The 23,857-nt window shown below is 70.2% G+C and carries 21 protein-coding genes and 1 pseudogene; 14 read left to right on the forward strand and 8 right to left on the reverse strand.

Annotation, left to right across the window (positions count from 1 at the left end; genetic code table 11):
* Positions 1-4: 4 nt before the first annotated feature.
* The 3 genes and pseudogenes from DIE23_RS19805 to fghA all read left to right on the forward strand — a co-directional run bounded on the left by DIE23_RS19805 (position 5) and on the right by fghA (position 2,584).
* Complete coding sequence (locus DIE23_RS19805) at positions 5-1,441, forward strand: xylulokinase (protein WP_124613685.1); 1,437 nt, start codon at positions 5-7, stop codon at positions 1,439-1,441.
* A gap of 180 nt (positions 1,442-1,621) precedes the next feature.
* Positions 1,622-1,720, forward strand: a pseudogene (locus DIE23_RS19810) (alcohol dehydrogenase); the annotation flags it as partial.
* A 15-nt stretch (positions 1,721-1,735) separates the two neighbouring features.
* On the forward strand, positions 1,736-2,584 hold the full coding sequence (fghA, locus tag DIE23_RS19815; protein WP_124613686.1) for an S-formylglutathione hydrolase: 849 nt from the start codon (positions 1,736-1,738) through the stop codon (positions 2,582-2,584).
* A gap of 110 nt (positions 2,585-2,694) precedes the next feature.
* On the opposite strand, the gene DIE23_RS19820 is transcribed toward fghA, so the two are convergent.
* The 4 genes from DIE23_RS19820 to DIE23_RS19835 are packed head-to-tail and all read right to left on the reverse strand — an operon-like array spanning position 2,695 to position 5,804.
* Positions 2,695-3,477 (reverse strand): metal ABC transporter permease, encoded by a 783-nt coding sequence (locus DIE23_RS19820; protein WP_124613687.1) that lies wholly within the window; start codon positions 3,475-3,477, stop codon positions 2,695-2,697.
* Positions 3,470-4,366 (reverse strand): ABC transporter ATP-binding protein, encoded by an 897-nt coding sequence (locus tag DIE23_RS19825; protein WP_124613688.1) that lies wholly within the window; start codon positions 4,364-4,366, stop codon positions 3,470-3,472. The genes DIE23_RS19820 and DIE23_RS19825 overlap by 8 nt, the downstream gene beginning before the upstream one ends.
* Before the next feature lie 13 nt (positions 4,367-4,379).
* Positions 4,380-5,294: a metal ABC transporter solute-binding protein, Zn/Mn family gene (locus DIE23_RS19830; protein WP_124613689.1), complete on the reverse strand. Its 915-nt coding sequence runs from the start codon at positions 5,292-5,294 to the stop codon at positions 4,380-4,382.
* 48 nt (positions 5,295-5,342) lie between these two features.
* Complete coding sequence (locus DIE23_RS19835) at positions 5,343-5,804, reverse strand: Fur family transcriptional regulator (protein WP_014896195.1); 462 nt, start codon at positions 5,802-5,804, stop codon at positions 5,343-5,345.
* A gap of 328 nt (positions 5,805-6,132) precedes the next feature.
* Between DIE23_RS19835 and DIE23_RS19840 the strand changes: the two genes are divergently transcribed.
* From DIE23_RS19840 to DIE23_RS19875, 8 genes are all read left to right on the forward strand, one after another.
* Entirely contained in the window at positions 6,133-6,909 is a 777-nt protein-coding gene (locus DIE23_RS19840) for an L-iditol 2-dehydrogenase (protein WP_124613690.1), read from the forward strand.
* Positions 6,910-6,984: 75 nt separating this feature from the next.
* The gene (locus DIE23_RS19845) at positions 6,985-7,941 is read left to right on the forward strand and encodes a sugar kinase (protein WP_124613691.1); all 957 of its coding nucleotides are present in this window, start codon (positions 6,985-6,987) and stop codon (positions 7,939-7,941) included.
* Positions 7,929-9,281: a D-tagatose-bisphosphate aldolase, class II, non-catalytic subunit gene (locus DIE23_RS19850; RefSeq protein ID WP_124613692.1), complete on the forward strand. Its 1,353-nt coding sequence runs from the start codon at positions 7,929-7,931 to the stop codon at positions 9,279-9,281. Before DIE23_RS19845 ends, DIE23_RS19850 begins: the two co-directional genes overlap by 13 nt.
* 75 nt (positions 9,282-9,356) lie before the next feature.
* Positions 9,357-10,682 carry a sugar ABC transporter substrate-binding protein gene (locus DIE23_RS19855; RefSeq protein ID WP_124613693.1) on the forward strand — a complete coding sequence of 442 codons (1,326 nt, stop codon included), beginning with the start codon at positions 9,357-9,359 and terminating at the stop codon, positions 10,680-10,682.
* Positions 10,683-10,784: 102 nt separating this feature from the next.
* Entirely contained in the window at positions 10,785-11,732 is a 948-nt protein-coding gene (locus DIE23_RS19860; protein WP_124613694.1) for a carbohydrate ABC transporter permease, read from the forward strand.
* A complete protein-coding gene (locus tag DIE23_RS19865; RefSeq protein WP_124613695.1) occupies positions 11,729-12,580 on the forward strand; it encodes a carbohydrate ABC transporter permease in 852 nt (283 codons plus the stop codon). Before DIE23_RS19860 ends, DIE23_RS19865 begins: the two co-directional genes overlap by 4 nt.
* On the forward strand, positions 12,577-13,275 hold the full coding sequence (locus DIE23_RS19870; RefSeq protein WP_124613696.1) for an HAD family phosphatase: 699 nt from the start codon (positions 12,577-12,579) through the stop codon (positions 13,273-13,275). Before DIE23_RS19865 ends, DIE23_RS19870 begins: the two co-directional genes overlap by 4 nt.
* 55 nt (positions 13,276-13,330) lie before the next feature.
* Complete coding sequence (locus DIE23_RS19875; protein WP_124613697.1) at positions 13,331-14,440, forward strand: ABC transporter ATP-binding protein; 1,110 nt, start codon at positions 13,331-13,333, stop codon at positions 14,438-14,440.
* 85 nt (positions 14,441-14,525) lie between these two features.
* On the opposite strand, the gene DIE23_RS19880 is transcribed toward DIE23_RS19875, so the two are convergent.
* From DIE23_RS19880 to DIE23_RS19895, 4 genes are all read right to left on the reverse strand, one after another.
* Positions 14,526-15,482, reverse strand: coding sequence for a sugar-binding transcriptional regulator (locus tag DIE23_RS19880; RefSeq protein ID WP_124613698.1), 957 nt, complete (start codon positions 15,480-15,482; stop codon positions 14,526-14,528).
* Between the two features lie 122 nt (positions 15,483-15,604).
* Positions 15,605-17,086 carry a xylulokinase gene (gene xylB, locus DIE23_RS19885; protein WP_124613699.1) on the reverse strand — a complete coding sequence of 494 codons (1,482 nt, stop codon included), beginning with the start codon at positions 17,084-17,086 and terminating at the stop codon, positions 15,605-15,607.
* Positions 17,087-17,213: 127 nt separating this feature from the next.
* Positions 17,214-18,608, reverse strand: a complete 1,395-nt coding sequence (gene dalD / locus DIE23_RS19890) for a D-arabinitol 4-dehydrogenase (RefSeq protein ID WP_124613700.1) — start codon at positions 18,606-18,608, stop codon at positions 17,214-17,216.
* Between the two features lie 174 nt (positions 18,609-18,782).
* Positions 18,783-19,694: a LysR family transcriptional regulator gene (locus DIE23_RS19895; protein ID WP_124613701.1), complete on the reverse strand. Its 912-nt coding sequence runs from the start codon at positions 19,692-19,694 to the stop codon at positions 18,783-18,785.
* A gap of 99 nt (positions 19,695-19,793) precedes the next feature.
* On the opposite strand from DIE23_RS19895, the gene mdlC reads away from it, so the two are divergent.
* Genes mdlC through DIE23_RS19910 form a run of 3 tightly spaced genes read left to right on the forward strand, consistent with a single transcriptional unit; the run spans position 19,794 to position 23,840 of the window.
* Positions 19,794-21,401, forward strand: a complete 1,608-nt coding sequence (gene mdlC / locus DIE23_RS19900; protein WP_124613702.1) for a benzoylformate decarboxylase — start codon at positions 19,794-19,796, stop codon at positions 21,399-21,401.
* 29 nt (positions 21,402-21,430) lie between these two features.
* Positions 21,431-22,882: an aldehyde dehydrogenase family protein gene (locus tag DIE23_RS19905; RefSeq protein WP_124613703.1), complete on the forward strand. Its 1,452-nt coding sequence runs from the start codon at positions 21,431-21,433 to the stop codon at positions 22,880-22,882.
* 13 nt (positions 22,883-22,895) lie between these two features.
* A complete protein-coding gene (locus tag DIE23_RS19910) occupies positions 22,896-23,840 on the forward strand; it encodes a ketopantoate reductase family protein (protein ID WP_124613704.1) in 945 nt (314 codons plus the stop codon).
* The last annotated feature ends 17 nt before the right edge of the window (positions 23,841-23,857 follow it).

Genomic DNA, 23,857 nt, shown 5'->3' on the forward strand with positions numbered 1-23,857 from the left:
CGCCATGCGCCTGCTCGGAATCGACCTCGGTACCGGCTCCGTCAAACTCGTCACGCTCGATGCCGATGGCGTCGAGCGCGCGGTTGCGAGCGAACCCTATGCGTTGTCGTCGCCGCACCCCGGCTGGGCCGAAATCGCGCCCGACGTGTGGTGGCAGGCGCTCGTGCGCGCCGCTGCACGGCTGCCGGCCGGCGAGCGCGAGCAGGTCGCCGCGATCGGCTTCTCCGGCCAGATGCATGGCGTCGTGCTGATCGACGCGGCCGGGCAGCCGGTGCGGCCCGCGCTGTTGTGGCCCGATACGCGCGCGGTGCGCGAAGCGGACGCGTCGGATTGGCCAGACGCGCCGAATCCCGTCGCGCCCGGCATGGCGGGCCCGTTGTTGCGCTGGCTGTCAGCACACGAACCGCAGCTGCTGCAGGCCGCATGCCGTGCCGTGCAACCGAAGGACTGGCTGCGCATCGCGCTGGGCGGCGAGGTCGCGGCCGATCCGAGCGACGCGTGCGCGACCGCGCTCGCGACGCCGGACGGCGCATGGGATACGGCGCTGATCGACTCGCTGGGCCTGCCGGCCGACCGGTTCGCACCGGTCCGGGCGTCGGGCGCGCGCTGCGGCGTGCTCGATGCGAAGGCCGCGGCGGCACTCGGGCTGCCGGCCGGCGTGCCGCTGGCGACGGGGGCGGCCGATACCGCGTGCGCGGCGCTCGGCAGCGGGCTCGTCGCGGCCGGCGACGCGCTGCTGACCACCGGCAGCGGCGGCCAGATCGTCGTGCTCGCGGATGCGTTGCCGCCCGCCCGGCGCGGACTGCATCGCTATCGCACGGCGGCCGGCGGCGGCTATTACACGATGGCCGCGATGCAGAACGTCGGACTCGCGCTCGAAGCCGTGCGCGGCTGGCTCGGCTATCCGGGCTGGACCGATGCGTACGACGACGCGTTCGCGCAGCCGGCGTCGGAGCGGCTCTGTTTCCTGCCGTACCTGACGGGCGAGCGGTCGCCGTGGATGAATCCCGATGCGCGCGGCGGCTGGCTCGGTCTCGGGCTCGGCGACACGCGCGGTGCGATGATGCGCGCCGCATTCGAAGGCGTCGCGTTCGCGTTGCGCGCGGGGCTCGACGCGATTCGCGATGCGAACCGGGCAGATCCGGTGACGGCGCTGCGCCTCGCCGGCGGCGGCTCGGTCGATCCGCGCTGGCGCCAGTTGCTTGCGGATGCGCTCGGTGCGTCGCTCGACGCGGTCGATTGCCCGAACGCCGCGACACGCGGCGCCGCACTGCTCGCGGGCGTCGCGATCGGGCACTGGCGCGACGATGCGCTGCGCACGCTGGCGCCGGCTGCGTCGCCGGTCGCCGCGCCGCGCGACGATCGCGCGCTGGCCGCACGCCACGCGCGTTTCATCGATCTGTATGCGCGAACGGATGCGTGGTTCACGAGCGGCGTTTAAACTCGGGCACTTGTCGTTTTGCGTCGGCGATGACGCGTCATGGCAAGCCGCCGGCTGTTTCGCGCGCGCGACTGGCGGCGGGATCGGCGATCATGGCGAGCACGATGCGGTTACGCGGTGCCGCTTGCGACGCCGCACGGTGCGTGCGTGTCGACCGGTGACACGGCAAACGCTGCAACTGACGACCTGGTCACGCACACGCTGCCGCTCGAGACGCTCGACGACGGCGTCGACCCGATGAAGAAGGGCGAATCGATTCGCCCGATCGTGGTGTATTGAACGGAAGGGAACCCCATGCTCGAACTCGTTTCTTCGCATGCTTGCCACGGTGGCGAGCAACGCTTCTATCGCCACGATTCGACGGCGATCGGCCTGCCGATGAAGTTCTCGGTGTACCTGCCGCCGCAGGCGGCGCACGGCCGCGTGCCGGCGCTGTTCTATCTCGCGGGGCTCACGTGCACCGAGGAGACGTTCGCGATCAAGGGCGGCGCGCAGCAGTACGCGGCGCAGCACGGCCTCGCGCTCGTGATGCCTGATACGAGCCCGCGCGGCGCGGGCGTGCCGGGCGAGGCCGATGCATGGGATTTCGGCGTCGGCGCGGGCTTCTATGTCGACGCGACGCAAGCGCCGTGGGCGACGCATTACCGGATGGAGTCGTACGTGACGGGCGAACTGCGCGAACTCGTCGCGGCCGAACTGCCGATCGACGGTACGCGGCTCGGGATCTTCGGCCACTCGATGGGCGGGCACGGCGCGCTGACGCTCGCGTTGCGTCATCCAGGCCTGTACCGGTCGGTGTCGGCATTCGCGCCGATCGCCGCGCCGACGCGCTGCCCGTGGGGCGAGAAGGCGTTCTCGGGGTACCTGGGTGCCGACCGCGACGCGTGGAAGCAGCACGACGCGAGCGAGCTCGTTGCGCGCGCGGATGCGCCGAAATTCCCGGACGGTATCCTCGTCGACCAGGGCCTCGCCGACCAGTTCCTCGCGAACCAGCTGAACCCCGACGTGTTCGAAGCCGCGTGCGCGAAGGCCGGCCAGCCGCTGACGCTGCGCCGGCATGAGGGCTACGACCACGGCTACTACTTCATCTCGACGTTCATTGCCGATCATGTCGCGCATCATGCGCGGGTGCTGGCGCGGTGAAAGGGGCGCGACACGCGTAACCCGCAGCACGCGCTGCTCGTCGCGCGCGAATGCAAAAACGCCGGCGGCCTTTCGGGCACGCCGGCGTTTTCATTTTCACCGCTCGACGATCAGTGGCGTCGCAACAGGCTCGCCCCATACACAATCGCGGACAGCGCGGTGATCCAGAAACTCGTCGGCCAGTCGGTGTGATACGCGAGCGCGATTCCCGCCCACGCCTCGAACAACGCGAACAACGCGGCGAGCAGCACGCCGGTCGATAGCCGCGTCGACACGTTCTGCGCGGCCGCGGCCGGCCCGACCAGCAGCGTGAATACGAGCAGCACGCCGACGATCTGCGTCGCCGCGGCCACCGCCAGCGCGCACACGGCGAGGAACAGCATCGACACCGTGCGCAGCGACACGCCCTTGGCTTCGGCCAGTTCGGGCTGCAGCGACGCGAACAGCAGCGGCCGCGCGATCAGCGCGAGTGCGACGAGGCTCACCGCGCCGATGCCGGCCAGCACCGCGAGCGTGTCGTGGCTGACCGCGAGCACGTTGCCGAACAGCAGCGCGGTGACCTGCGTCGCGAACGACGTGTAGAAATGCAGGAACAGCAGCCCGAAGCCGAGCGCGCCCGACAGGATCACACCGATCGCGACGTCGCGGCCCGCGAGCCGTTCGCCAAGCGCGCCCATTCCGATCCCGGCCGCGAGCGTGAAGCCGACCATCCCCCAGATCGGCGAGATGCCGAGCAGCACCGCGCCGGTCGCGCCCGTGAAGCCGACGTGCGACAGCGCATGGCCGGCGAAGGTTTGTCCGCGCAGCACCAGGAAGTAGCCGACGATGCCCGCGAGCACCGCGACGATCCCCGACGCGGCGAACGCGTTGATCATGAAGTCGTATTCAAACATCGTGCGAATGCCCGGGATGAGCGTGTCCGTGGTGGTGATGGCCGTGATCGTGGCCGCCGCTGCCGCCATGCGAGTGACCGTCGTCGTCCTCGTGTTCGTGATCGTGCTTTTCGATTTCGACGTCGCCCGACATCACGAAGATCTTGCCGTTCACGCGCATCACGTCGATCGGCGAGCCGTAGAGCCGCGACAGCACCGGTTTCGTGATCACCTCGTCGACGGTGCCGAGCGCCGCGACGCCGTTGCCGAGATACAGCACGCGGTCGAGCGCGTTCAACAGCGGATTCAGTTCGTGCGCGGAAAACAGCACGGTGATGCCGAGTTCGCGCTGCACGTTGCGCACGAGTTCGACGACGCCGCGCTGGTGGTTCGGATCGAGGCTGATCAGCGGCTCGTCGAGCAGCAGCAGCTTCGGGCTGCCGAGCAGGCACTGCGCGAGCAGCAGGCGCTGCCGCTCGCCGCCCGACAGTTCCGACAGCGGCCGGCGCGCGAGCGTCGGGCCGCCGACGAGGTCGAGGACGCGGTCGACGTCGCGCCGCGTCGCGGCGTTCGTGTGCGGCAGCCCCCAGCGGTGACCATCGGCGGCCATCGCGACGAAGTCGTAGCCGCGCATCCGGCGATTCGCGAGGCCGCTCCTGATCTGCGGCATGTAGCCGATCGACGCGTTGCCGCGCACGACCGGCACGCCGCCGACCGACAGCGTGCCGTCCGTGACGGGCACGAGGCCGAGCACCGCGCGCATCAGCGTCGTCTTGCCCGCGCCGTTCGGCCCGAGCACGCCGACGAATTCGCCGGGTTCGATCGAGAAGCTCACGTCGCGCAGGATCGTGCGTCCGCCCAGTTCGAGCGTGACGCGATCGAGTGCGAGTGCATGGGGAGTGGCGGTCATGTCGTTGCGTGGGTCATTTCTTGCTGGCGGAAAGCGCGGCCGCGAGCGCGTCGAGCTGGCCGGCCATCCATTGCTGGAAGGTCTTGCCGGCCGGCTGCGTCTCGGTGACGCTGACGCTCGGCACGCCGCCGTCGCGCGCAACCTTCAGCAGGCGCTTGGTCATCGGCGCTTCGGCCTGGCTGTTGTAGATCAGCACGCGCACCTGCTTCTTGCGCAGGTCGTTCTCGAACGCGGCGACGTCCTGCGCGCTGGCTTCGGTGTCGTTCATCGTCGCGAGCTGGAAGCGCTGGTTGCGCATGTCGAGGCCGATCGCATCCGACATGTAGCCGAACACCGGCTCGGTGGCCGTCACCGGCACGCCCTTGTACTGCGCGCGCAGCGCGGCGGCCTTGTCGTCGATCGACTTCAGCGACGCGACGAACTTCTGCAGGTTCGCGTCGTAGTCGGCCTTGTTCGCCGGATCGGCACGGCCGAGCTCGGCCGCGAGCGCACGCGCGGCGGCCGGCATGGTCGCCGGGTCGTACCACAGGTGCGGGTTGTCGCCGGCCTTCTTGCCGACGAGATCCGCGACGACGATCGTCGCGCGCTTCGCCTGCTTCGACGCGCCGAGCAGCTTGCCCATCCACGGATCGTAGTCCGCGCCGTTGTAGATCACGACCTGCGCGTGCTGCAGCGCGCGCGCGGTCTTCGGGCTCGCTTCGAACAGGTGCGGATCCTGGTCGGGACTGCTGAGGATGCTGGTCACCGCGACATGGCTGCCGCCGATCTGTGACGCGAGGTCGCCATAGAAATTCTCGGCGGCGACCACGTTGACGGTCGCGGCCTGCGCGAAGGCGGGTGCCGCGATCGACAGCGCGGCGGCCACGGCGGCCAGCAGACGGGCAAGCGGCAGGGCGCGCCGCGGCGGGCGCTTCAGGGCAATGGACATGAAACTCCTCGTTGGAAGGGACGGCGCATGCGCCGCGCGTGTGCGGTGTCAGCGTTGCGCGGGCTTGCCCTTGCAGTGCCCGCACAGGCCGTTCAGCTCGACGACCTGGTGGTGGACTTCGAATCCGTGTGCGGGCTCGCTCGCGGACAACTGTTTCGCGAGGTCGCTGCCCGGAATCTCGACGGTCTCGCCGCACGAATCGCAGATCAGGAACTGGCCTTCGTGCGGCACGCCGATCTCGCAGCACGCGAAGAATGCGTTCTTCGATTCGATCCGGTGGATGAAGCCGTGCTCGACGAGGAAATCCAGCGCGCGATAGACGGTCGTGGGCGGCACGCGGCCGCGCTGCGGCTCGAGTTCGGCGAGCAGGTCGTACGCGCCGATCGGGCGCTGCGCGGCCAGCACGCGTTCGTAGACCTGACGGCGCAGCGGCGTCCACGCGAGCCCGTGCTCGGCGGCGAATGCGTCGGCCCGGGACAGCCGGGCGTCGATGGGCGATGAGGTGGCCATGGCGTGAAGCAGGCAATGAAACGAAGTATGGCGATGATATAACGTATCTCCTTGCCGTGCAGCCCGAATTCCTGCCGATGCACGCGCTCCGTCCCCTTCATCGCCGTTTCAGCCGCGCCGCACCCAGCCCGCCGCGCCTTGCCGGGCGCGGGTCACCGGCCGGCGCCCGGCAAGGCCGTGCCGCAGCGCATCATCGAAAACCGCCGTGTCGCCTTGACAGCATGAATCGCGTATCCGATCATTCGATCAACTACAGAGCAATTGATCGGCCAGCGAGCGTTCGCTCACCTCGCGGCCTTCGTGCAGCAGAACGAACCGGAGACAACCAGTGAGACTGGAAGACAAGGTCGCGATCCTGACGGGCGCGGCAAGCGGCATCGGCGAAGCGGTTGCGCAACGCTATCTGGACGAGGGCGCGCGCTGTGTGCTGGTCGACCTGAAGCCGGCGAGCGGTTCGCTCGCACGACTGATCGAGGCGCATCCCGGCCGTGCGGTGGCCGTCACCGCGGACGTCACGCGCCGAGACGACATCGCGCGCATCGTCGCGACCGCCGTCGAGCGCTTCGGCGGCATCGACATCCTGTTCAACAACGCGGCGCTGTTCGACATGCGCCCGATCCTCGACGAATCCTGGGACGTGTTCGACCGGCTGTTCGCGGTCAACGTGAAAGGGCTGTTCTTCCTGATGCAGGCGGTCGCGCAGCGGATGGTCGAGCAGGGGCGCGGCGGCAAGATCGTCAACATGTCGTCGCAGGCCGGGCGTCGCGGCGAGGCACTCGTTTCGCACTACTGTGCGACCAAGGCCGCGGTGATCAGCTACACGCAGTCGGCCGCGCTCGCGCTCGCGCCGCACCGGATCAACGTGAACGGGATCGCACCGGGCGTGGTCGACACGCCGATGTGGGAGCAGGTCGATGCGCTGTTCGCGCGCTACGAGAACCGGCCGCTCGGCGAGAAGAAGCGGCTCGTGGGCGAAGCCGTGCCACTCGGCCGGATGGGCGTGCCGGGCGACCTGACGGGCGCCGCGCTGTTCCTCGCGTCGGCCGACGCCGACTACATCACCGCCCAGACGCTGAACGTCGACGGCGGCAACTGGATGAGCTGAGATGGCACCGCTCGCACGCGCAACCTGCCGGCCGGCCCGCGACGCAGCGGCCGCCGTCGAACGAGGGCACGCCTGATGGCCGAGATCGTCGCCGCCGGCGAACTGCTGGCCGAATTCGTCGCCGCCGAGCGCGGCCAGGGTTTCGACACGCCGGGCCTGTTCTCGGGCCCGTTCCCGAGCGGCGCGCCGGCGATCTTCGCCGACCAGGCCGCGCGGCTCGGTGCGCGCGTCGCCTATGCGGGCTGCGTCGGCCGCGATGCGTTCGGCGACGCGATCGTCGCGCGGCTCGAGCGCGACGGCGTCGACGTCGCACGCATCCGCCGCGTCGCACGTCCGACCGGCACCGCGTTCGTTGCCTACCGCGACGACGGCTCGCGCAGCTTCGTCTTCAGCCTGTCCACCAGCGCGGCCGCGTGCGTCGACGCGTCCGACGTCGACACCGCGATGTTCGACGGCTGCCGCTACTTCCACGTGATGGGCTCGTCGCTGACGAGCGAATCGGCGATCGCGGCGGTGCAGCGCGGCGTGATCGAGGCGGCGCGCGTCGGCGCGAAGGTATCGTTCGACCCGAACGTGCGGCCCGAGATGCTGAGCTTCCGTCCGATGCGCGCGGCGCTCGACACGATGCTCGCCGCGTGCCACATGTTCCTGCCGAGCGAGGCCGACCTGCCGTTCTTCTGCGGGCCGCAGCCGGCCGAACGCGCGATCGCGGGGCTGCTCGCGACGCATCCGCTGCTCGAGCGCGTCGTGCTCAAGCGCGGCGCGGCCGGCAGCGTCGCGTTCGATCGCGCGAGCCGCGTCGACGCGCCGGCTTATCCCGTCGACGAACTTGATCCGACCGGCGCCGGCGACTGCTTCGGCGGCACGCTGGTCGCGAGCCTCGTCGCCGGCATGCCGATCGACGTCGCGCTGCGCCGCGCGAACGCGGCCGGCGCGATCGCGGTCACGCGGCGCGGCCCGATGGAGGGCAACAGCAGCGCGGCCGAGATCGACCGTTTCCTGACCGAACGAGGTGTCGCATGTCCGGCCTGACCCCCGTCGCCGAGCGCCCACGCAGCGCGCATGCCGACGCCGTGCTGCGGATGATCTTCGACGCGAACCGCGCGGATGCGCAGCGCGGCATCTATTCGATCTGCAGCGCGCACCGGCTCGTGCTGGAGGCCGCATGCGAGGCCGCGCGCGCGGACGGCTCGCCGCTCCTGATCGAGGCGACCTGCAACCAGGTGAACCATCTCGGCGGCTACACGGGCATGACGCCCGCCGATTTCCGCCGCGACGTCGACGCGATCGCGCAGCGCTGCGGGCTCGCGCCGTCGGCGCTCGTGCTCGGCGGCGACCATCTGGGCCCGAACCCGTGGCGGCACCGTCGCGCGGCCGACGCGATGCGCGAGGCGGCCGCGATGGTCGCCGCGTATGTCGAAGCCGGCTTCGAGAAGATCCACCTCGATGCGAGCATGGCGTGCGTGGACGATCCGGTGCGGCTCGACGACCGGACGATCGCCGCCCGCGCGGCCGAGCTGTGCCGCGCGGCCGAAGACGCGGCGGCGCGCGCCGGTGTCGCGCCCGTCTACGTGATCGGCACCGAGGTGCCGACGCCGGGCGGCGAAGTGGCGGGTGACGCGGGCGGCGACGCGATCGCGCGGATCGCGGTCACGCGCAGCGACAGCATCGCGGCGACGCTCGACGCGCACCGCAGCGCATTCGCGGCGGCCGGGCTCGACGACGCATGGACGCGTGTCGTCGCGATCGTCGCGCAGCCGGGCGTCGACTTCGACGATCGCCACGTGCTCGACTACGACAGTGCGAAGGCCGCGTCGCTCGGCGCGAGCATCCTGCGCACGCCACGCCTCGTATTCGAAGCGCATTCGACCGACTACCAGACCGAAGGCGCGCTCGCCGCGCTCGTGCGCGACCACTTCGCGGTGCTGAAGGTCGGCCCCGCGCTGACCTTCGCGCTGCGCGAGGCGCTGTTCGCGCTTACCTTCATCGAGGACGCGCTGATCGACGACGTCGCGCAGCGCTCGCGGTTGCGCGACGTCGTCGACGCCGCGATGCGCGCACAGCCCGAGCACTGGGCACCGTACTACCGCGGCGACGAAACCGAGCAGCGGCTCGCGCGCCAGTTCAGCTACAGCGACCGGATCCGCTACTACTGGCTGCAGCCGGCCGTCGCGGCGGCGGTCGAGCAACTGTTCGACAACCTCGCGCGGCAGCCGGTGCCCGAAACGCTCGTCGCGCAGTGGCTGCCGGACGTGTATGCGGCGTGTCGCGCGGGCGGCCTCGCGAAGGAACCGCGCGCGTGGGTGCGCCACCGGATACGCGACGTGATCGCGCACTATGCGCGCGCGTGCGGCATGCAGCGGCCGGCGTGACGGGTCGCGAAGGAAACGCAGCAACAGGAAACACGCAACACCGACGACAGTTCGAACAATCACAGGAGACATGCCATGCAACGAAAGATGCTCGATGCCGCCGTACGCCGCTTCGCCGGAGCCGCGCTCGCGACGGCCGCGTGCGCGGCGTCCGCCGGCACGCTGACGATCGCGACGCTGAACAACCCGGACATGATCGAGTTGAAGAAGCTGTCGCCGGCGTTCGAGAAGGCGAACCCGGACATCAAGCTGAACTGGGTGATCCTCGAGGAGAACGTGCTGCGCCAGCGCGCGACCACCGACATCACGACCGGCAGCGGCCAGTTCGACGTGATGGCGATCGGCACCTACGAGACGCCGCAGTGGGGCAAGCGCGGCTGGCTCGCGCCGATGACGGGGCTGCCCGCCGACTACGACCTGAACGACATCGTGAAGACGGCGCGCGACAGCCTGTCGTACAACGGCCAGCTGTATGCGCTGCCGTTCTACGTCGAGAGCTCGATGACGTTCTACCGCAAGGACCTGTTCGCGGCGAAGGGGCTCAAGATGCCCGACCAGCCGACCTACGACCAGATCGCCGAGTTCGCGGACAAGCTCACCGACAAGTCGAAGGGCACCTACGGGATCTGCCTGCGCGGCAAGGCCGGGTGGGGCGAGAACATGGCGTACGTGTCGACGGTCGTGAACACGTTCGGCGGGCGCTGGTTCGACGAGAACTGGAACGCGCAGCTCACGTCGCCGGAATGGAAGAAGGCGATCGGTTTCTACGTGAACCTGCTGAAGAAAGACGGTCCGCCGGGAGCGAGCTCCAACGGCTTCAACGAGAACCTGACCCTGACCGCCTCGGGCAAGTGCGCGATGTGGATCGACGCGACGGTCGCGGCCGGGATGCTCTATAACAAACAGCAGTCGCAGGTCGCCGACAGGATCGGTTTCGCGGCCGCGCCGGTCGCCGCCACGCCGAAGGGCTCGCACTGGCTGTGGGCGTGGGCGCTGGCCGTGCCGAAGACGTCGAAGCAGCAGGACGCCGCGCGCAAGTTCATCGCGTGGGCGACGTCGAAGCAGTACATCGAGATGGTCGGCAAGGACGAAGGCTGGGCGTCGGTGCCGCCGGGCACGCGCGCGTCGACCTACCAGCGCCCCGAGTACAAGGCCGCGGCGCCGTTCTCGGACTTCGTGCTGAAGGCGATCGAGACGGCCGACCCGAACGATCCGTCGCTGAAGAAGGTGCCGTACACGGGCGTGCAGTACGTCGGGATTCCTGAATTCCAGTCGTTCGGCACGGTGGTCGGCCAGGCGATCGCGGGTGCGGTGGCCGGCCAGATGACGGTCGACCAGGCGCTGGCCGCCGGGCAGGCTGCCGCCGACCGCGCGGTGCGCCAGGCCGGCTACAAGAAGTAACGCGGCCCGCACCGTGCGCGCCGCCGCGCACGGTGCACGTCGCCGAAGCAGAAAGGCGGGCCGCCCGTTCGCGCCCGCGCCTCAACCGGAGGGACTCCGATCATGCGTCATTTACGTCTTCCCCTGAGCCACGCGCCGTCGGTCGGCGACGCGTCGTCGCCGCCGGGCGCGCCGCGCCGCGCGCGCGGCGGCGCCAGCTGGCTCGTGTCGCCGTCCGTCGCGGTGCTGCTGCTGTGGATGTCGATTCCGCTCGCGATGACGATCTGGTATTCGTTCTCGCGCTACAACCTGCTGAACCCGGACGTGAAGGGCTTCGCGGGTCTCGACAACTACCGCTTCCTCGCGACCGATCCGTCGTTCCTGCCCGCGATCTGGCACACGCTCGTGCTGATCGGCGCGGTGCTTGCGATCACCGTGGTCGGCGGCGTGCTGATGGCCGTGCTGTTCGACCGCAAGTTCTACGGGCAGGGCGTGGCGCGCCTGCTCGTGATCGCGCCGTTTTTCGTGATGCCGACGGTCGCCGCGCTGATCTGGAAGAACATGATCCTGCATCCGGTGTACGGGCTCGTCGCGAACGCGATGCGCGCGCTCGGGATGACGCCGATCGACTGGTTCGCCGATTACCCGCTCACCGCCGTGATCATCATCGTCGCGTGGCAGTGGCTGCCGTTCGCGTTCCTGATCCTGTTCACCGCGATCCAGTCGCTCGACCAGGAGCAGAAGGAAGCCGCGCGCATCGACGGCGCGGGCCCGATCGCGATGTTCTTCTACATCACGCTGCCGCACCTGAAGCGCGCGATCGCCGTGGTCGTGATGATGGAGACGATCTTCCTGCTGTCGATCTTCGCGGAGATCTACACGACGACGGGCGGCGGCCCGGGCAATGCGACGACCAACCTGTCGTACCTGATCTATGCGCTCGGCCTGCAGCAGTTCGACGTCGGCCTCGCATCCGCGGGCGGGATCATCGCCGTCGTGGTCGCGAACGTCGTGTCGTTCTTCCTGGTGCGGATGCTCGCGCGCAACCTGAAGGGGGAGTACGAGAAATGAGCGACGTGACTCTCGAAGGCCGGCGTGCGCCGGCCCCGTTCGACCTCGTGCGGCGCGCGCTGCCCGGCGCGCTCGCGTGGCTGCTCGCACTGCTGCTGTTCTTCCCGATCTTCTGGATGGCGATCACCGCGTTCAAGACCGAGCAGCAGGCGTACGCGTCGACGCTGTTCTTCATGCCGACGCTCGACAGCTTCCGCGAGGTGTTCGCGCGCAGCAACTACTTCGCGTTCGCGTGGAACTCGGTGCTGATCTCGGCGGGCGTCACGGTGATCTCGCTGCTGCTCGCGGTGCCGGCCGCCTACGCGATGGCGTTCTTCCCGAACCACCGCACGCAGAAGGTGCTGCTGTGGATGCTGTCGACCAAGATGATGCCGTCGGTCGGCGTGCTCGTGCCGATCTACCTGCTATGGAAGAACGCGGGGCTGCTCGATACCGTGTCGGGCCTCGTGATCGTGTACACGCTGATCAACCTGCCGATCGCGGTTTGGATGACCTTCACGTACTTCAACGAGATCCCGAGGGACATCCTCGAGGCGGGGCGCATCGACGGCGCGTCGACGTGGCAGGAGATCGTCTACCTGCTGATGCCGATGGCGCTGCCGGGGCTCGCGTCCACCGCGCTCCTGCTCGTGATCCTGTCGTGGAACGAGGCGTTCTGGAGCATCAACCTGTCGAGCTCGAACGCCGCGCCGCTGACCGTGTTCATCGCGTCCTACTCGAGTCCCGAGGGGCTGTTCTGGGCGAAGCTTTCCGCGGCTTCCTTGCTCGCGGTCGCGCCGATCCTGATCGTCGGCTGGCTGTCGCAGAAGCAGCTCGTGCGCGGGCTCACGTTCGGGGCGGTCAAATGAGCGCGGCCGGTCATGGGGTGAACGTGCTGATCTGCGATTGCGACGGCGTGCTGATCGACAGCGAGGCCGTCGCCGCCGACGTGATCGTGCGCGAGCTCGACGCGCGCTGGCCGGGCGTCGACGCGCGGCCGGCGGTGATGCCGCTGCTCGGGCTGCGCATCGAGCGCGTGCTGGCCGGCGCGGGCGAGGCCGTCGGCCGCACGCTGACGGCCGACGACGTCGACGCGATCCGCCGCGCGGTCGAGGCGGCGGCCGTCAACGCGCCGATGGTCGACGGGATCGATACGGCACTCGCGGCGCTCGAGCTGACGACAGCGTGCGCGAGCAACAGCTACCGCGCGTACGTCGAGGCGGCGCTCGCGCGCACCGGCCTCGCGCGCTTCTTCGGCGACCGGCTGTTCTGCGCGGATTCCGTCGCGCGGCCGAAGCCGGCGCCCGACGTGTATCTCGCGGCCGCGCGCGCGCTCGGCGCGGTGCCCGCGCAATGCCTCGTCGTCGAGGACAGCGTGACCGGCATCACCGCGGCCGCCGCGGCCGGCATGACCGTGCTCGGCTTCGTCGGCGGCGGGCATGCGTCGGCCGCGCAGATCGACGCGCTGCGCGGGATCGGCGCGCGTCACGTATTCGACGACATGCACGAACTGCCCGGCTACGTCGCGCGCTGGCAGGCGACGGGCGCCGTGCTGCCGAACTAGCAACGATTGCGCGCCGCATCGAACGCGGCGCATCACGAACGAACGGAGACAGACCATGGCAAGCGTGCTCCTGCGCAACATCGCGAAGCGCTACGACGACACCGAAGTGCTGCGCAACGTGAACCTCGACATCGCCGACGGCGAATTCGTCGTGTTCGTCGGGCCGAGCGGCTGCGGCAAATCCACGCTGATGCGGATGATCGCCGGGCTCGAGGACATCTCGAGCGGCGACCTGCTGATCGACGGCGCGAAGGTCAACGACGTGCCGAGCGCGAAGCGCGGCATCGCGATGGTGTTCCAGTCGTATGCGCTGTATCCGCACATGACGCTGTACGACAACATGGCGTTCGGCCTGAAGCTCGCCGGCGCGAAGAAACCCGAGATCGACCAGGCGGTGAAGCAGGCCGCGAAGATCCTGCACATCGATCATCTGCTCGACCGCAAGCCGAAGCAGCTGTCGGGCGGCCAGCGGCAGCGCGTCGCGATCGGCCGCGCGATCACGCGCAAGCCGAAGGTGTTCCTGTTCGACGAGCCGTTGTCGAACCTTGACGCCGCGCTGCGTGTGAAGATGCGGCTGGAATTCGCGCGGCTGCACGACGAGCTGAAGACGACGATGATCTACGTGACGCACGACCAGGTCGAGGCGATGACGCTCGCCGACAAGATCGTCGTGCTGTCGGGCGGCGCGGTGCAACAGGTCGGCACGCCGAACGCGTTGTACCACGCGCCGGCCAACCAGTTCGTCGCGGGCTTCATCGGCTCGCCGAAGATGAATTTCCTGACGGGCACGGTCGAGTCGGCCGACGCGACCGGCGTGCTGGTGCGCTTCGGCAGCGGCGAGACGCAGCGCGTCGCGGTCGATGCGGCGGCGCTGCAGCGCGGCGCGGCCGTGACCGTCGGCGTGCGGCCCGAGCATCTGCTGGTGGGGCAGGCGGCGACCGGCGTCGCGGCACGGACGATGGCCGTCGAATCGCTCGGCGATGCCGCGTATCTGTATGCGGAGTCGGCCGTCGCACCGGACGGGCTGATCGCGCGGATTCCGCCGCTCGACACGTACCGCACCGGCGAGGCGTTGCACGTGTACGCGCAGGCCGAGCACTGCCACCTGTTCGACGAGCAGGGTCAGGCGTTCCGGCGGCTGAGCGCGCACGCGAAGGCGGCGTGATGCACGGGCGCACGGCAGGATGCGCGTTCGTCGCGCGTGCCGTGCGCCGCAGGGGGCGGACGACAGGCGCGCCCGTTCAGCGGCGTCAGGCCGCCTTCGCCTCGAGCGCCGCGCGCGCGCAGGTCTCGTCGGTGACGAGCCCCGACAGCCAGCCGCCGCGCAGCGCGGCGATCACCGCGTCGCGCTTCTTCGGGCCGCCCGCGAACGCGATCGTCGGACGCTTCGGCGGCGCGTCGAGCGCGACGCTCGTCACGCGCGCGCTCGTCGACACGTCGATCAGCCTGCCCTGCGCATCGATCGGCACGCCGAGCAGTTCGGCCACCGCGCCGAGCGCGGTCATCTCGTCGCGTTCCTGTTCGGTGATGAAGCCGTCCTCGTAGAGCGGGCAGTGCGGGCCGATGTTGCCGATCCCGACGAACGCGACGTCGGCCTCGGCCGACAGCGCGTCGACGATCCGGTACAGCCGGTGATTGCACCACTGCGCGCGCTCGGCGTCGCTGTCGGCGAACAGCGGCGCGGGCAGCAGGAAGTGCTTGCCGCCGGTCTTCTCGGAGATGTACTGCGCGACGTCGTAGCGGTTCGACGAGCCGTCGGCCGCGATCGCGCCGACCATCGACACGAGCCGGTGCTGCGGCCGCTCGATCTGCGCGATCTGCGCGACCGCGGCCTTCAGCGTCCGGCCGCTGCTGACGGCGATCACCATCGGCCGCGTTTCGTTCAGGTAGCGCTCCATCACCTGCGCACCGGCGACCGCGAGCTTGCGGTCGATCGCTTCGGGTGCATCGGCATCGACGGGCACGACTTCGCACATCGCGAGCCCGTAGCGTTTCGACAGTTGCGCGCCGAGGTCGAGACAGTCGGCGAGCTGGTGATCGACGCGCACGCGGATCAGGTTCTTCTCGACCGCGAACGCGACGAGGCGCTGCGCGACCGGGCGCGACACCTGCAGCTTCTCGGCGATTTCGTTCTGCGTGTCGCCCGCGACGTAGTAGAGCCACGCGGCACGCGTGGCGAGATCGAGTTTTTCTGAGGACTTGGACACGATAGCGGTTCGGTTTGGATCTGGGGGCCGCCCCGCGGGCCGGCCGTCGGGCGGCGCAACGGCATCCACTGTAACGCATGCCGGGCGCGGCCGACGGCCACGGCGCGTCGCTGCGGCGGCGCTTACGCGAGCCGCGCGCGCGACGGTTCGTAAAGCGGGCGCACGTGGCGATACAGCGCGCGGAATGCGTCGAGGCGCTCGCGCAGCAGCGCATGACGGGCGGCGTCGGGCGCGTATTCGGCGCGCACCGGCGGCTTGGTCAGCACGACATGCGGATCGCCGCCGACGGCGAGCCAGCCCAGCCGCGCCGCGCCGAGCGCCGCACCGGTTTCGCCGCCGCCGTGCTGGCGCGTGCGCACGTTCAGCGCGTCGGCGATCAGCTGCGCCCAGAACGCGCTGCGCGCACCGCCGCCGATCAGCGACAGCCGGTCGGTTTCGACGCCGGCCGTGTGCAGCGCATCGAGGCCGTCCGCGAGGCCGAGCGTCACGCCTTCCAGCACCGCGTAGCCGAGATGCGCGCGTTCGGTCGCGTGCGTCATCCCGAAGAACACGCCCTGCGCATACGGATCGTTGTGCGGCGTGCGTTCGCCGGACAGGTAGGGCAGGAACAGCGGCGCCGTCGCGAGCGCGTCCGCGTCGAGCGCCTCGATTTCGGCGAGCAGCGCCGGCTCGTCGGTGCCCGTCAGCTTGCAGACCCAGCGCAGGCAGCTCGCGGCCGACAGCACGACGCTCATCAGTTGCCAACGATCGGGGATCGCATGACAGAACGCATGCACGGCCGATGCGGGATTCGGCATGAAGCGGTCGCCGACCACGCTCAGCACGCCCGACGTGCCGAGCGACACGAAGCCGTCGCCCGCGTGGATCGCGCCGATGCCGAGCGCGCTCGTCGCGTTGTCGCCGCCGCCGCCCGCCACCACGACGGCCTCCGACAGCCCGAGTTCGCGCGCGACGTCCGCGCGCAGCGTGCCGGACGGCGCGTTGCCTTCGACGATGCGCGGCATCTGGTCGCGCGTCATGTCGCACGCGGCGAGCAGTGCGTCGGACCAGTCGCGGCGTGCGACGTCGAGCCACAGCGTGCCGGCCGCGTCGGACGGATCGGACACCTTCGCACCGGTGAGCCGGAAGCGCAGGTAGTCCTTCGGCATCAGCACGCACGCGGTCGCGGCGAACACGTCCGGTTCGTGATTCGCGACCCACAGCAGTTTCGGCGCGGTGAAGCCGGGCATCGCGAGGTTGCCGGCCAGCGCGTGCAGATCGGGTGCGCGTTCGGTGAGCAGTGCGCATTCGTCGGCGCTGCGCATGTCGTTCCACAGGATCGCTGGGCGCAGCACGCGATCGTCGCGCCCGAGCAGCACCGCGCCGTGCATCTGCCCGGACAGGCCGATCCCGCGCACCTGCGCGAAGGCCTGCGGATGCCGCGCGCGCAGCGCCGCGAGCGCGGCGAGCGTGCCTTGCCACCAGTCGTCCGGATGCTGTTCCGCCCAGCGCGGGTGCGGCCGCGACACGCTGAACGGCGTGCCCGCGGTGCCGACCACGGTGCCGTCCGGGGCAAGCAGCAGCACCTTCACTTCCGAGGTGCCGAGGTCGATGCCGAGATACATGAGCGATCCGTTCCGTCAGTGAGGAGCCGCTACTTTAGCCGCACGCGCGCGCGCCTGCCAACGCAGGTTCGCCCGGATGCGGGGCCGCTCGAGGGCGGCCGGTTGCCTGGCCGTGGTCCGCCGCGCCTCAGCGCTGCGCGAGCCATGCGTCGACGCGCGCGAGCCCGGCGCGCAGCGCTTCGAACAGCGCCGCGTTGCCGGCGAGCGCGCCCCACAGTGCGCGGCTCGCGCACAATGCGACGACCGGGTCGTCGGCCTCGACGATCGCCCGCGCGGCGCCGTCGTCCATCACGCCGTCCTGGTACGCATATGGCAGCAAGCCGCGCGCCCAGCGTTCGAGAAAGCGCAGGAACAGCGCCGGCAACACCGCGGTGGCGACCGGCGCCGCGCCGCGTGCGAACGATTCGACGAGCGTCGGCGCGATGAAGCCGGGAATCTTCGAGAAACCGTCGGCCGCGACGCGCTGGTTCGTGTCGAGCACGTACGGATTACCGAAACGTTCGAGCACGACGTCGCGGTAGCGTTCGAGGTCGAGCGGGCTCGGGCTGAGACACGGGATCACGTCCTGCGTCACGTAGTCGTGCGCGAAGCGGCGGATCGCCGCGTCGTGCGTGCCTTCGTGGATATACGTGTGGCCCGCGAGCGTGCCTGCCCACGCGATGCAGCTGTGCGTCGCGTTGAGGATGCGGATCTTTGCTTCCTCGTACGGATGCACGTCGTCGACCAGTTCCGCGCCGGCCAGCTCCCAGCGCGGCCGGCCCGCCGCGAAGCGGTCCTCGATCACCCACTGGATGAACGATTCGCCCATCACCGGACACGCGTCGTCGACGCCGGTTGCCGCGCGCACGCGTTCGCGCACGTCGGCGGTCGGGCGCGGCGTGATGCGATCGACCATCGCGCTCGGCGTCGCGACGTTCGCATCGAACCAGGCGAGCAGGCCGGCCTCGCCGCGCCGTTCGAGGAATTCGCGCATGCCCGCGCGAAAGCGCGCGCCGTTGTTGCGCAGGTTGTCGCAGCTCTGCAGCGTGAGCGGGCCCGCGCCGCGTGTCACGCGCTCGGCGAGCAGCGCCGTGAGCGCGCCGTACAGCGTCGTGCGCGCGCCCTGCAGGTCGGCCGCGAGATCGGCGTTCGCGAGGTCGAGCCGGTTGTGTTCGTCGAGGTAGTAACCGCCTTCGGTGACGGTGAACGACACGATCCGGCACGCCGGATCGGCGCCGGCATCGATCAGCGCGGCGAGGTCGATCGACCACGGCAGCACGCGCGAGATCGCGCGGATCGTTTCGTAGGCGCGCTCGCCTTGCGGCGTGACGGTTTCGAGCGTGTACGCGCCGTGCTGGGCGGCGAGCGCGTCCATCGTCGCGCGCATGTCGTCGCGGATGTTGCCGACGGTCAGCGACCAGCGTTCGTCGGCCGGCACGGCCGCGTTCGCGCGATGCAGATACCACGCCTGGTGCGCGCGGTGAAACGAGCCTGCGCCGATGTGCAGCAGCACGGGCGCGTGGGCGGAGGACGATTCGCTCATCCGGTGTCTCCTGTTCGTGCCAGTCTTTCCTGTCGAATTCGATCAATTGCTCTTTGTGTGAACGAATGATCGTATTCGGGCGAACGAAAGTCAAGGCGGGGACACGGCATTTCGATGGTGCGCCGCGGCGGCGCGCGCGTCGCTTGCGCCGCTTGTCGACGGCGGGGACGGGCGTCAGCGGCCGTCGCGCGTCAATGCGACGAGTTCGTCGAGCAGCTTGCCGGCCGGCCCCGGCAGGATGCCGTGGCGGCGGCGGAACGCGGTGAGCGTGCGCACCGCGACGACCTCGCGCACCGGCAGCGTATCGATTGTGCCGGCGCGCTGTTCGGCGCCGTACATCGGTTCGGCCATCCAGCTCAGGAAGCCCGCGTGCGCGACGAGGCTCTTCAGCGTCGTGACCGAGCGCGTCTCGACCGCGATGTCGGGCAGCGCGAGCCCGTGCGCGTCGAAGGTCGCGCGCATGTGGTCGAACGGCGCGGTGCCGCGTGGCGGAATCGCCCAGCGCGCGTGCAGCGTGTCGGCGAGCGTCGGCGCGCGGCCGAGTGCGCGCAGCGGATGCTGCGGCGCCGCAACGATATGGCTGCGATCTTTCCAGCGGCACTCCGGAATCGCGACGATCTCGTCGGTGTCGGGCCCGTGCGCGGACAGCGCGAGATCGATCTCGTGCGTGTGGAGCCCTTCCGCGAGCCGGTCCCACACGCCTTCGAGAATCTCGACGCGCAGGTTCGGCCAGCGGTCGAGCACGCGGCCGACCGCGACCGGCAGCACGAGGCTCGCGATGCTGCCCACCGTGCCGACCTTGATCGTGCCCTTCGCGAAGCCGCGCATCGCGTCGAGTTCCTCGCGCGCGTGCTGGGCCTCGTGCTGCAGCAGCGTCGCGTGCGGCAGCAGCGCCTCGCCGAACGCGGTCAGCTGCACGCCTTTCGAATGGCGCTCGAACAGCGGCGCGCCGACCTGGTCCTCGAGCCGCTTCAGGATCCGGCTCAGCGCCGGCTGGGTCACGTGCAGCGCGTCGGCCGCGCGGCCGAGGCTGCCGCACGCGACGATGGTCGTGAACGCACGCAATTGTCGGAGATCGAAAGTCATGCCGAACCGTAATGGCTTTTCGCAGAAAATACAGTATCCGAGAATGACTCGAGCTTCGATACTGTGGAAACCGCCAAGCCACCGAGGAGACGCCCGAGCATGTCCGGCACCCCGTCCCAATCCGCCGCCCCGATCACCGTCCGCGACGCCGTCATCGACTTGTTCCGCCAGTTCGGCATCGATCGCGTGTTCGGCAATCCCGGCTCGACCGAGCTGCCGATGTTCCGCGATTTCCCCGCCGATTTCCGCTACGTGCTCGGCCTGCAGGAGGCCGTCGTGGTCGGCATGGCGGACGGTCATGCGCAGGCCACCGGCAATGCGGCGGTCGTCAACCTGCATTCGGCGGCCGGCGTCGGCAACGCGATGGGCAACCTGTTCACCGCGTTCAGGAACCGCACGCCGCTGATCGTCACCGCCGGCCAGCAGGCGCGCGCGATCCTGCCGTTCGATCCGTTCCTCGGCGCGACGCAGGCCGCCGAGCTGCCGAAGCCGTACGTGAAATGGAGCATCGAGCCCGCGCGTGCGCAGGACGTGCCGGCCGCGATCGCGCGTGCGTACCGGATCGCGATGCAGGAGCCGTGCGGACCGGTGTTCGTGTCGATCCCGGTCGACGACTGGGACCAGCCGGCCGAGTTGCTGCCGCGCCGCGACGTGAGCAGCGTCGTGCGGCCCGACCCCGATGCGCTCTCACGGCTCGGCGATGCGCTCGATGCCGCGCGGCGTCCCGCGCTGGTGGTCGGCGCCGCCGTCGATCGGGCCGGTGCGTGGGACGACGTCGTGCGGCTCGCCGAGCGGCACCGGGCCAGCGTGTACGTCGCGCCGATGTCGGGGCGCTGCAGCTTTCCCGAGGACCATCCGCTGTTCGCCGGCTTCCTGCCCGCGATCCGCGAGAAGATCGTCGCGCGGCTCGACGGGCACGACCTCGTGTTCGCGTTCGGCGCGCCCGCGTTCACCTATCACATCGAGGGCTTCGGCCCGCACGTGCCGCCGGGCGCCACGCTCGTTCAGCTCGTCGACGATCCAGGCATCGCCGCGTGGACGCCGTCGGGCGATGCGGTCGTCGGCAACCTGCGGCTCGCGGCGCGCGACCTGCTGGCCCGGCCGGCGCCGGCCGAGCGGCCGATGCCCGCGCCGCGGCCGGCGCGTCCGCGCGCCGACGCGCCGGCCGCCGGCGAACGGATGTCGGTGGCATTCGCGCTGCAGACGCTCGCCGACGTGCGCGACGCGCACGACATCGTCGTCGAGGAAGCGCCGAGCGCGCGGCCGGTGATGCAGGCGCACCTGCCGTTCACGCGCAGCGGCACGTTCTACACGATGGACAGCGGCGGGCTCGGCTACGGGATGCCGGCCGCGGTCGGCGTCGCGCTCGCGCAGCCGGGGCGGCGCGTGATCGGGCTGATCGGCGACGGGTCGAGCCTCTATTCGATTCAGGCATTGTGGAGTGCCGCGCAGTTGAAGCTGCCGATCACGTTCGTGATCCTGAACAATCGGCGCTACGCTGCGCTGCAGGACTTCGCGCCCGTGTTCGGCTTCGGTCCCGACGATCCGGTGCAGGGCACCGATCTGCCCGACCTGGATTTCGTCGCGCTCGCGCAAGGGATGGGGTGCCGCGGCATCCACGTCGCCGATGCCGCGCGCCTGCACGACACGCTGACGGATGCGCTGCGGGCCGATACGCCCGTCGTCGTCGACGTCGAAGTTGCCTGACGCGCGTGGCGCGTCGTTCCGGAGAATCCATGCAAACCGTATCGATGCTGATCGGCGGCGAACGCCGCCATTCGTCCAGCGGCGCGACCTTCGTGCGCCGCAACCCGCTCGACGGCGGAGTCGCGTCGGCCGCGCCTGCGGCCACGGTCGACGATGCCCGCGCGGCGGCCGACGCGGCCGCCCGTGCGTTTCCCGGATGGGCGGCGCTCGGCCCCGGCGCGCGCCGCGCGCTGCTGTTGAAGGCGGCCGCCGCGCTCGAAGCGAAGCACGAGCAGTTCGTCGCCGCGATGGCGGCCGAAACGGGCGCGTCGGCGCTTTGGGCCGGCTTCAATGTGCACCTTGCCGCGAGCGGGCTCGTCGAGGCCGCGTCGCTGACCACGCAGATCGGCGGCGAGCTGATCCCGTCCGACGTGCCCGGTTCGCTCGCGATGGGCGTGCGGCAACCCGCGGGCGTCGTGCTCGGCATCGCGCCGTGGAACGCGCCGGTGATCCTCGCGACGCGCGCGCTCGCGCTGCCGCTCGCCTGCGGGAACACGGTCGTGCTGAAGGGCTCCGAACTGTGCCCCGTCACGCACGGGCTGATCGTCGAGGCGCTGCAGGAGGCCGGGCTGCCGCCGGGCGTCGTGAACTTCGTGACGAACGCGCCCGAGGATGCGGGCGCCGTCGTCGACGCCCTGATCGCCCATCCGGCCGTGCGCCGCGTGAATTTCACCGGATCGACGCGCGTCGGGCGGATCGTCGCCGAAGCGTGCGCGCGTCATCTGAAACCGTCGGTGCTCGAACTCGGCGGCAAGGCGCCGTTCGTCGTGCTCGACGATGCGGATCTCGACGCGGCGGTCGCGGCGGCCGCATTCGGCGCGTTCGCGAATTCCGGACAGATCTGCATGTCGACCGAGCGGATCGTCGTCGACGCATCGATTGCCGACGCGTTCGTCGCGAAGCTCGCGGCCAAGGCCGCGTCGCTGCCGCTCGGCGATCCGCGTCGCGGGCCCGTCGTGCTCGGTTCGCTGATCGACATGAACGCCGTCGAGCGCTGCAACGCGCTGATCGACGATGCGCTCGCGCACGGCGCGACGCTGCGCTGCGGCGGCAAGTCGGACAGCACGCTGTTCCCGGCAACGCTGCTGGATCACGTGACGCCCGCGATGCGGATCTACGCGGAGGAATCGTTCGGGCCGGTGAAGGGCATCGTGCGGGTCGACGGCGAGGCGGCCGCGATCCGCTGCGCGAACGACAACGCGTTCGGGCTGGCGTCGGCCGTGTTCAGCCGCGATGTCGCGCGCGCGATGCGCGTCGCGGCGCGCATCGAATCGGGCATCTGCCACGTGAACGGGCCGACCGTGCACGACGAGGCGCAGATGCCGTTCGGCGGCGTGAAGGACAGCGGTTTCGGCCATTTCGGCGGCAAGGCCGGCATCGCCGCGTTCACGGACCTGCGCTGGATCACCGTGCAGACCGCGCCGCGCCACTATCCGTTCTGAGAGGCTGCCGACGATGAAGATCGCGATTCTCGGTGCCGGTGCGATGGGCTCGCTGTTCGGCGGGTTGCTGGCCGAACGCGGCGAGGCCGTCACGCTGATCGACGTGAACGACGCGCATCTCGATGCGATCCGTCGCGACGGGCTGCGTATCGACGACGATCGCGGCGAACGCCGCATCCACGCGTTGCAGGCCGTGCGGCCGGAAGCGGCGAATGCGGCGGCAAGCGCATCGCCCGACACACCATTCGACCTGCTGATCGTTTTCACGAAATCGCTGCACACACGTGCGGCGCTCGAAGGCGTACGCGCATTGCTGACGCCGCGTACATACGTGCTGACGCTGCAGAACGGCCTCGGCAACGTCGAGACGCTGAACGCGTTCGTGCCGCTCGAGCGCATTCTGGTCGGCGTCACCACGTGGCCGGCCGACTTCGCCGCGGCGGGGCACGTGCGTTCGCACGGTGCGGGCACGATCCGCATGATGACGACCGACGGCGCGGCGCGCCCGTTCGCGGCGGCCGTGGCCGACGCGCTGTCGCGTGCCGGGCTCGCGTGTTCGCTCGATGCGGACGTGTGGGCCGCGATCTGGGAAAAGGTTGCGTTCAACGCGGCGCTCAACGCGCTGTGCGCGGCGACGGGCTGCACGGTCGACCAGCTCGGCCGCGAACCTGGCGGCCCGCGGCTTGCGCTCGCGATCGCGGCGGAGACGGCTGCCGTCGCGCGTGCGAAAGGCATCGCCGTGGACGGCGAACGCATCGCGCGCAACCTCGAGCATGCGATCCACGCGCATCGCGGCCATCGGCCGTCGATGCTGCAGGACGTGCTCGCGGGCCGCCGTACCGAGATCGATGCGATCAACGGACAGGTCGTGGAGGCGGCGCGCGAGACGGGCGTCGCGGTGCCGCACACCGACACGCTGCTTGCACTCGTCCGGCTGATCGACGCACGGATGAATTGAGCATCAGGCCGGCGGCC

Source organism: Burkholderia sp. Bp9143 (assembly GCF_003853645.1).
Taxonomy (GTDB): domain Bacteria; phylum Pseudomonadota; class Gammaproteobacteria; order Burkholderiales; family Burkholderiaceae; genus Burkholderia.

Coding starts and splice junctions, on each gene's coding strand:
- DIE23_RS19895 (WP_124613701.1), bottom strand. CDS start 19,694: ATGACTTTCGATCTCCGACAATTGCGTGCGTTCACGACCATCGTCGCG.
- DIE23_RS19850 (WP_124613692.1), top strand. CDS start 7,929: ATGTCCGGCCTGACCCCCGTCGCCGAGCGCCCACGCAGCGCGCATGCC.
- mdlC (WP_124613702.1), top strand. CDS start 19,794: ATGTCCGGCACCCCGTCCCAATCCGCCGCCCCGATCACCGTCCGCGAC.
- DIE23_RS19860 (WP_124613694.1), top strand. CDS start 10,785: ATGCGTCATTTACGTCTTCCCCTGAGCCACGCGCCGTCGGTCGGCGAC.
- DIE23_RS19845 (WP_124613691.1), top strand. CDS start 6,985: ATGGCCGAGATCGTCGCCGCCGGCGAACTGCTGGCCGAATTCGTCGCC.
- DIE23_RS19870 (WP_124613696.1), top strand. CDS start 12,577: ATGAGCGCGGCCGGTCATGGGGTGAACGTGCTGATCTGCGATTGCGAC.
- DIE23_RS19910 (WP_124613704.1), top strand. CDS start 22,896: ATGAAGATCGCGATTCTCGGTGCCGGTGCGATGGGCTCGCTGTTCGGC.
- DIE23_RS19805 (WP_124613685.1), top strand. CDS start 5: ATGCGCCTGCTCGGAATCGACCTCGGTACCGGCTCCGTCAAACTCGTC.
- DIE23_RS19825 (WP_124613688.1), bottom strand. CDS start 4,366: ATGACCGCCACTCCCCATGCACTCGCACTCGATCGCGTCACGCTCGAA.
- xylB (WP_124613699.1), bottom strand. CDS start 17,086: ATGTATCTCGGCATCGACCTCGGCACCTCGGAAGTGAAGGTGCTGCTG.
- DIE23_RS19855 (WP_124613693.1), top strand. CDS start 9,357: ATGCAACGAAAGATGCTCGATGCCGCCGTACGCCGCTTCGCCGGAGCC.
- DIE23_RS19830 (WP_124613689.1), bottom strand. CDS start 5,294: ATGTCCATTGCCCTGAAGCGCCCGCCGCGGCGCGCCCTGCCGCTTGCC.
- DIE23_RS19875 (WP_124613697.1), top strand. CDS start 13,331: ATGGCAAGCGTGCTCCTGCGCAACATCGCGAAGCGCTACGACGACACC.
- dalD (WP_124613700.1), bottom strand. CDS start 18,608: ATGAGCGAATCGTCCTCCGCCCACGCGCCCGTGCTGCTGCACATCGGC.
- fghA (WP_124613686.1), top strand. CDS start 1,736: ATGCTCGAACTCGTTTCTTCGCATGCTTGCCACGGTGGCGAGCAACGC.
- DIE23_RS19905 (WP_124613703.1), top strand. CDS start 21,431: ATGCAAACCGTATCGATGCTGATCGGCGGCGAACGCCGCCATTCGTCC.
- DIE23_RS19835 (WP_014896195.1), bottom strand. CDS start 5,804: ATGGCCACCTCATCGCCCATCGACGCCCGGCTGTCCCGGGCCGACGCA.
- DIE23_RS19865 (WP_124613695.1), top strand. CDS start 11,729: ATGAGCGACGTGACTCTCGAAGGCCGGCGTGCGCCGGCCCCGTTCGAC.
- DIE23_RS19820 (WP_124613687.1), bottom strand. CDS start 3,477: ATGTTTGAATACGACTTCATGATCAACGCGTTCGCCGCGTCGGGGATC.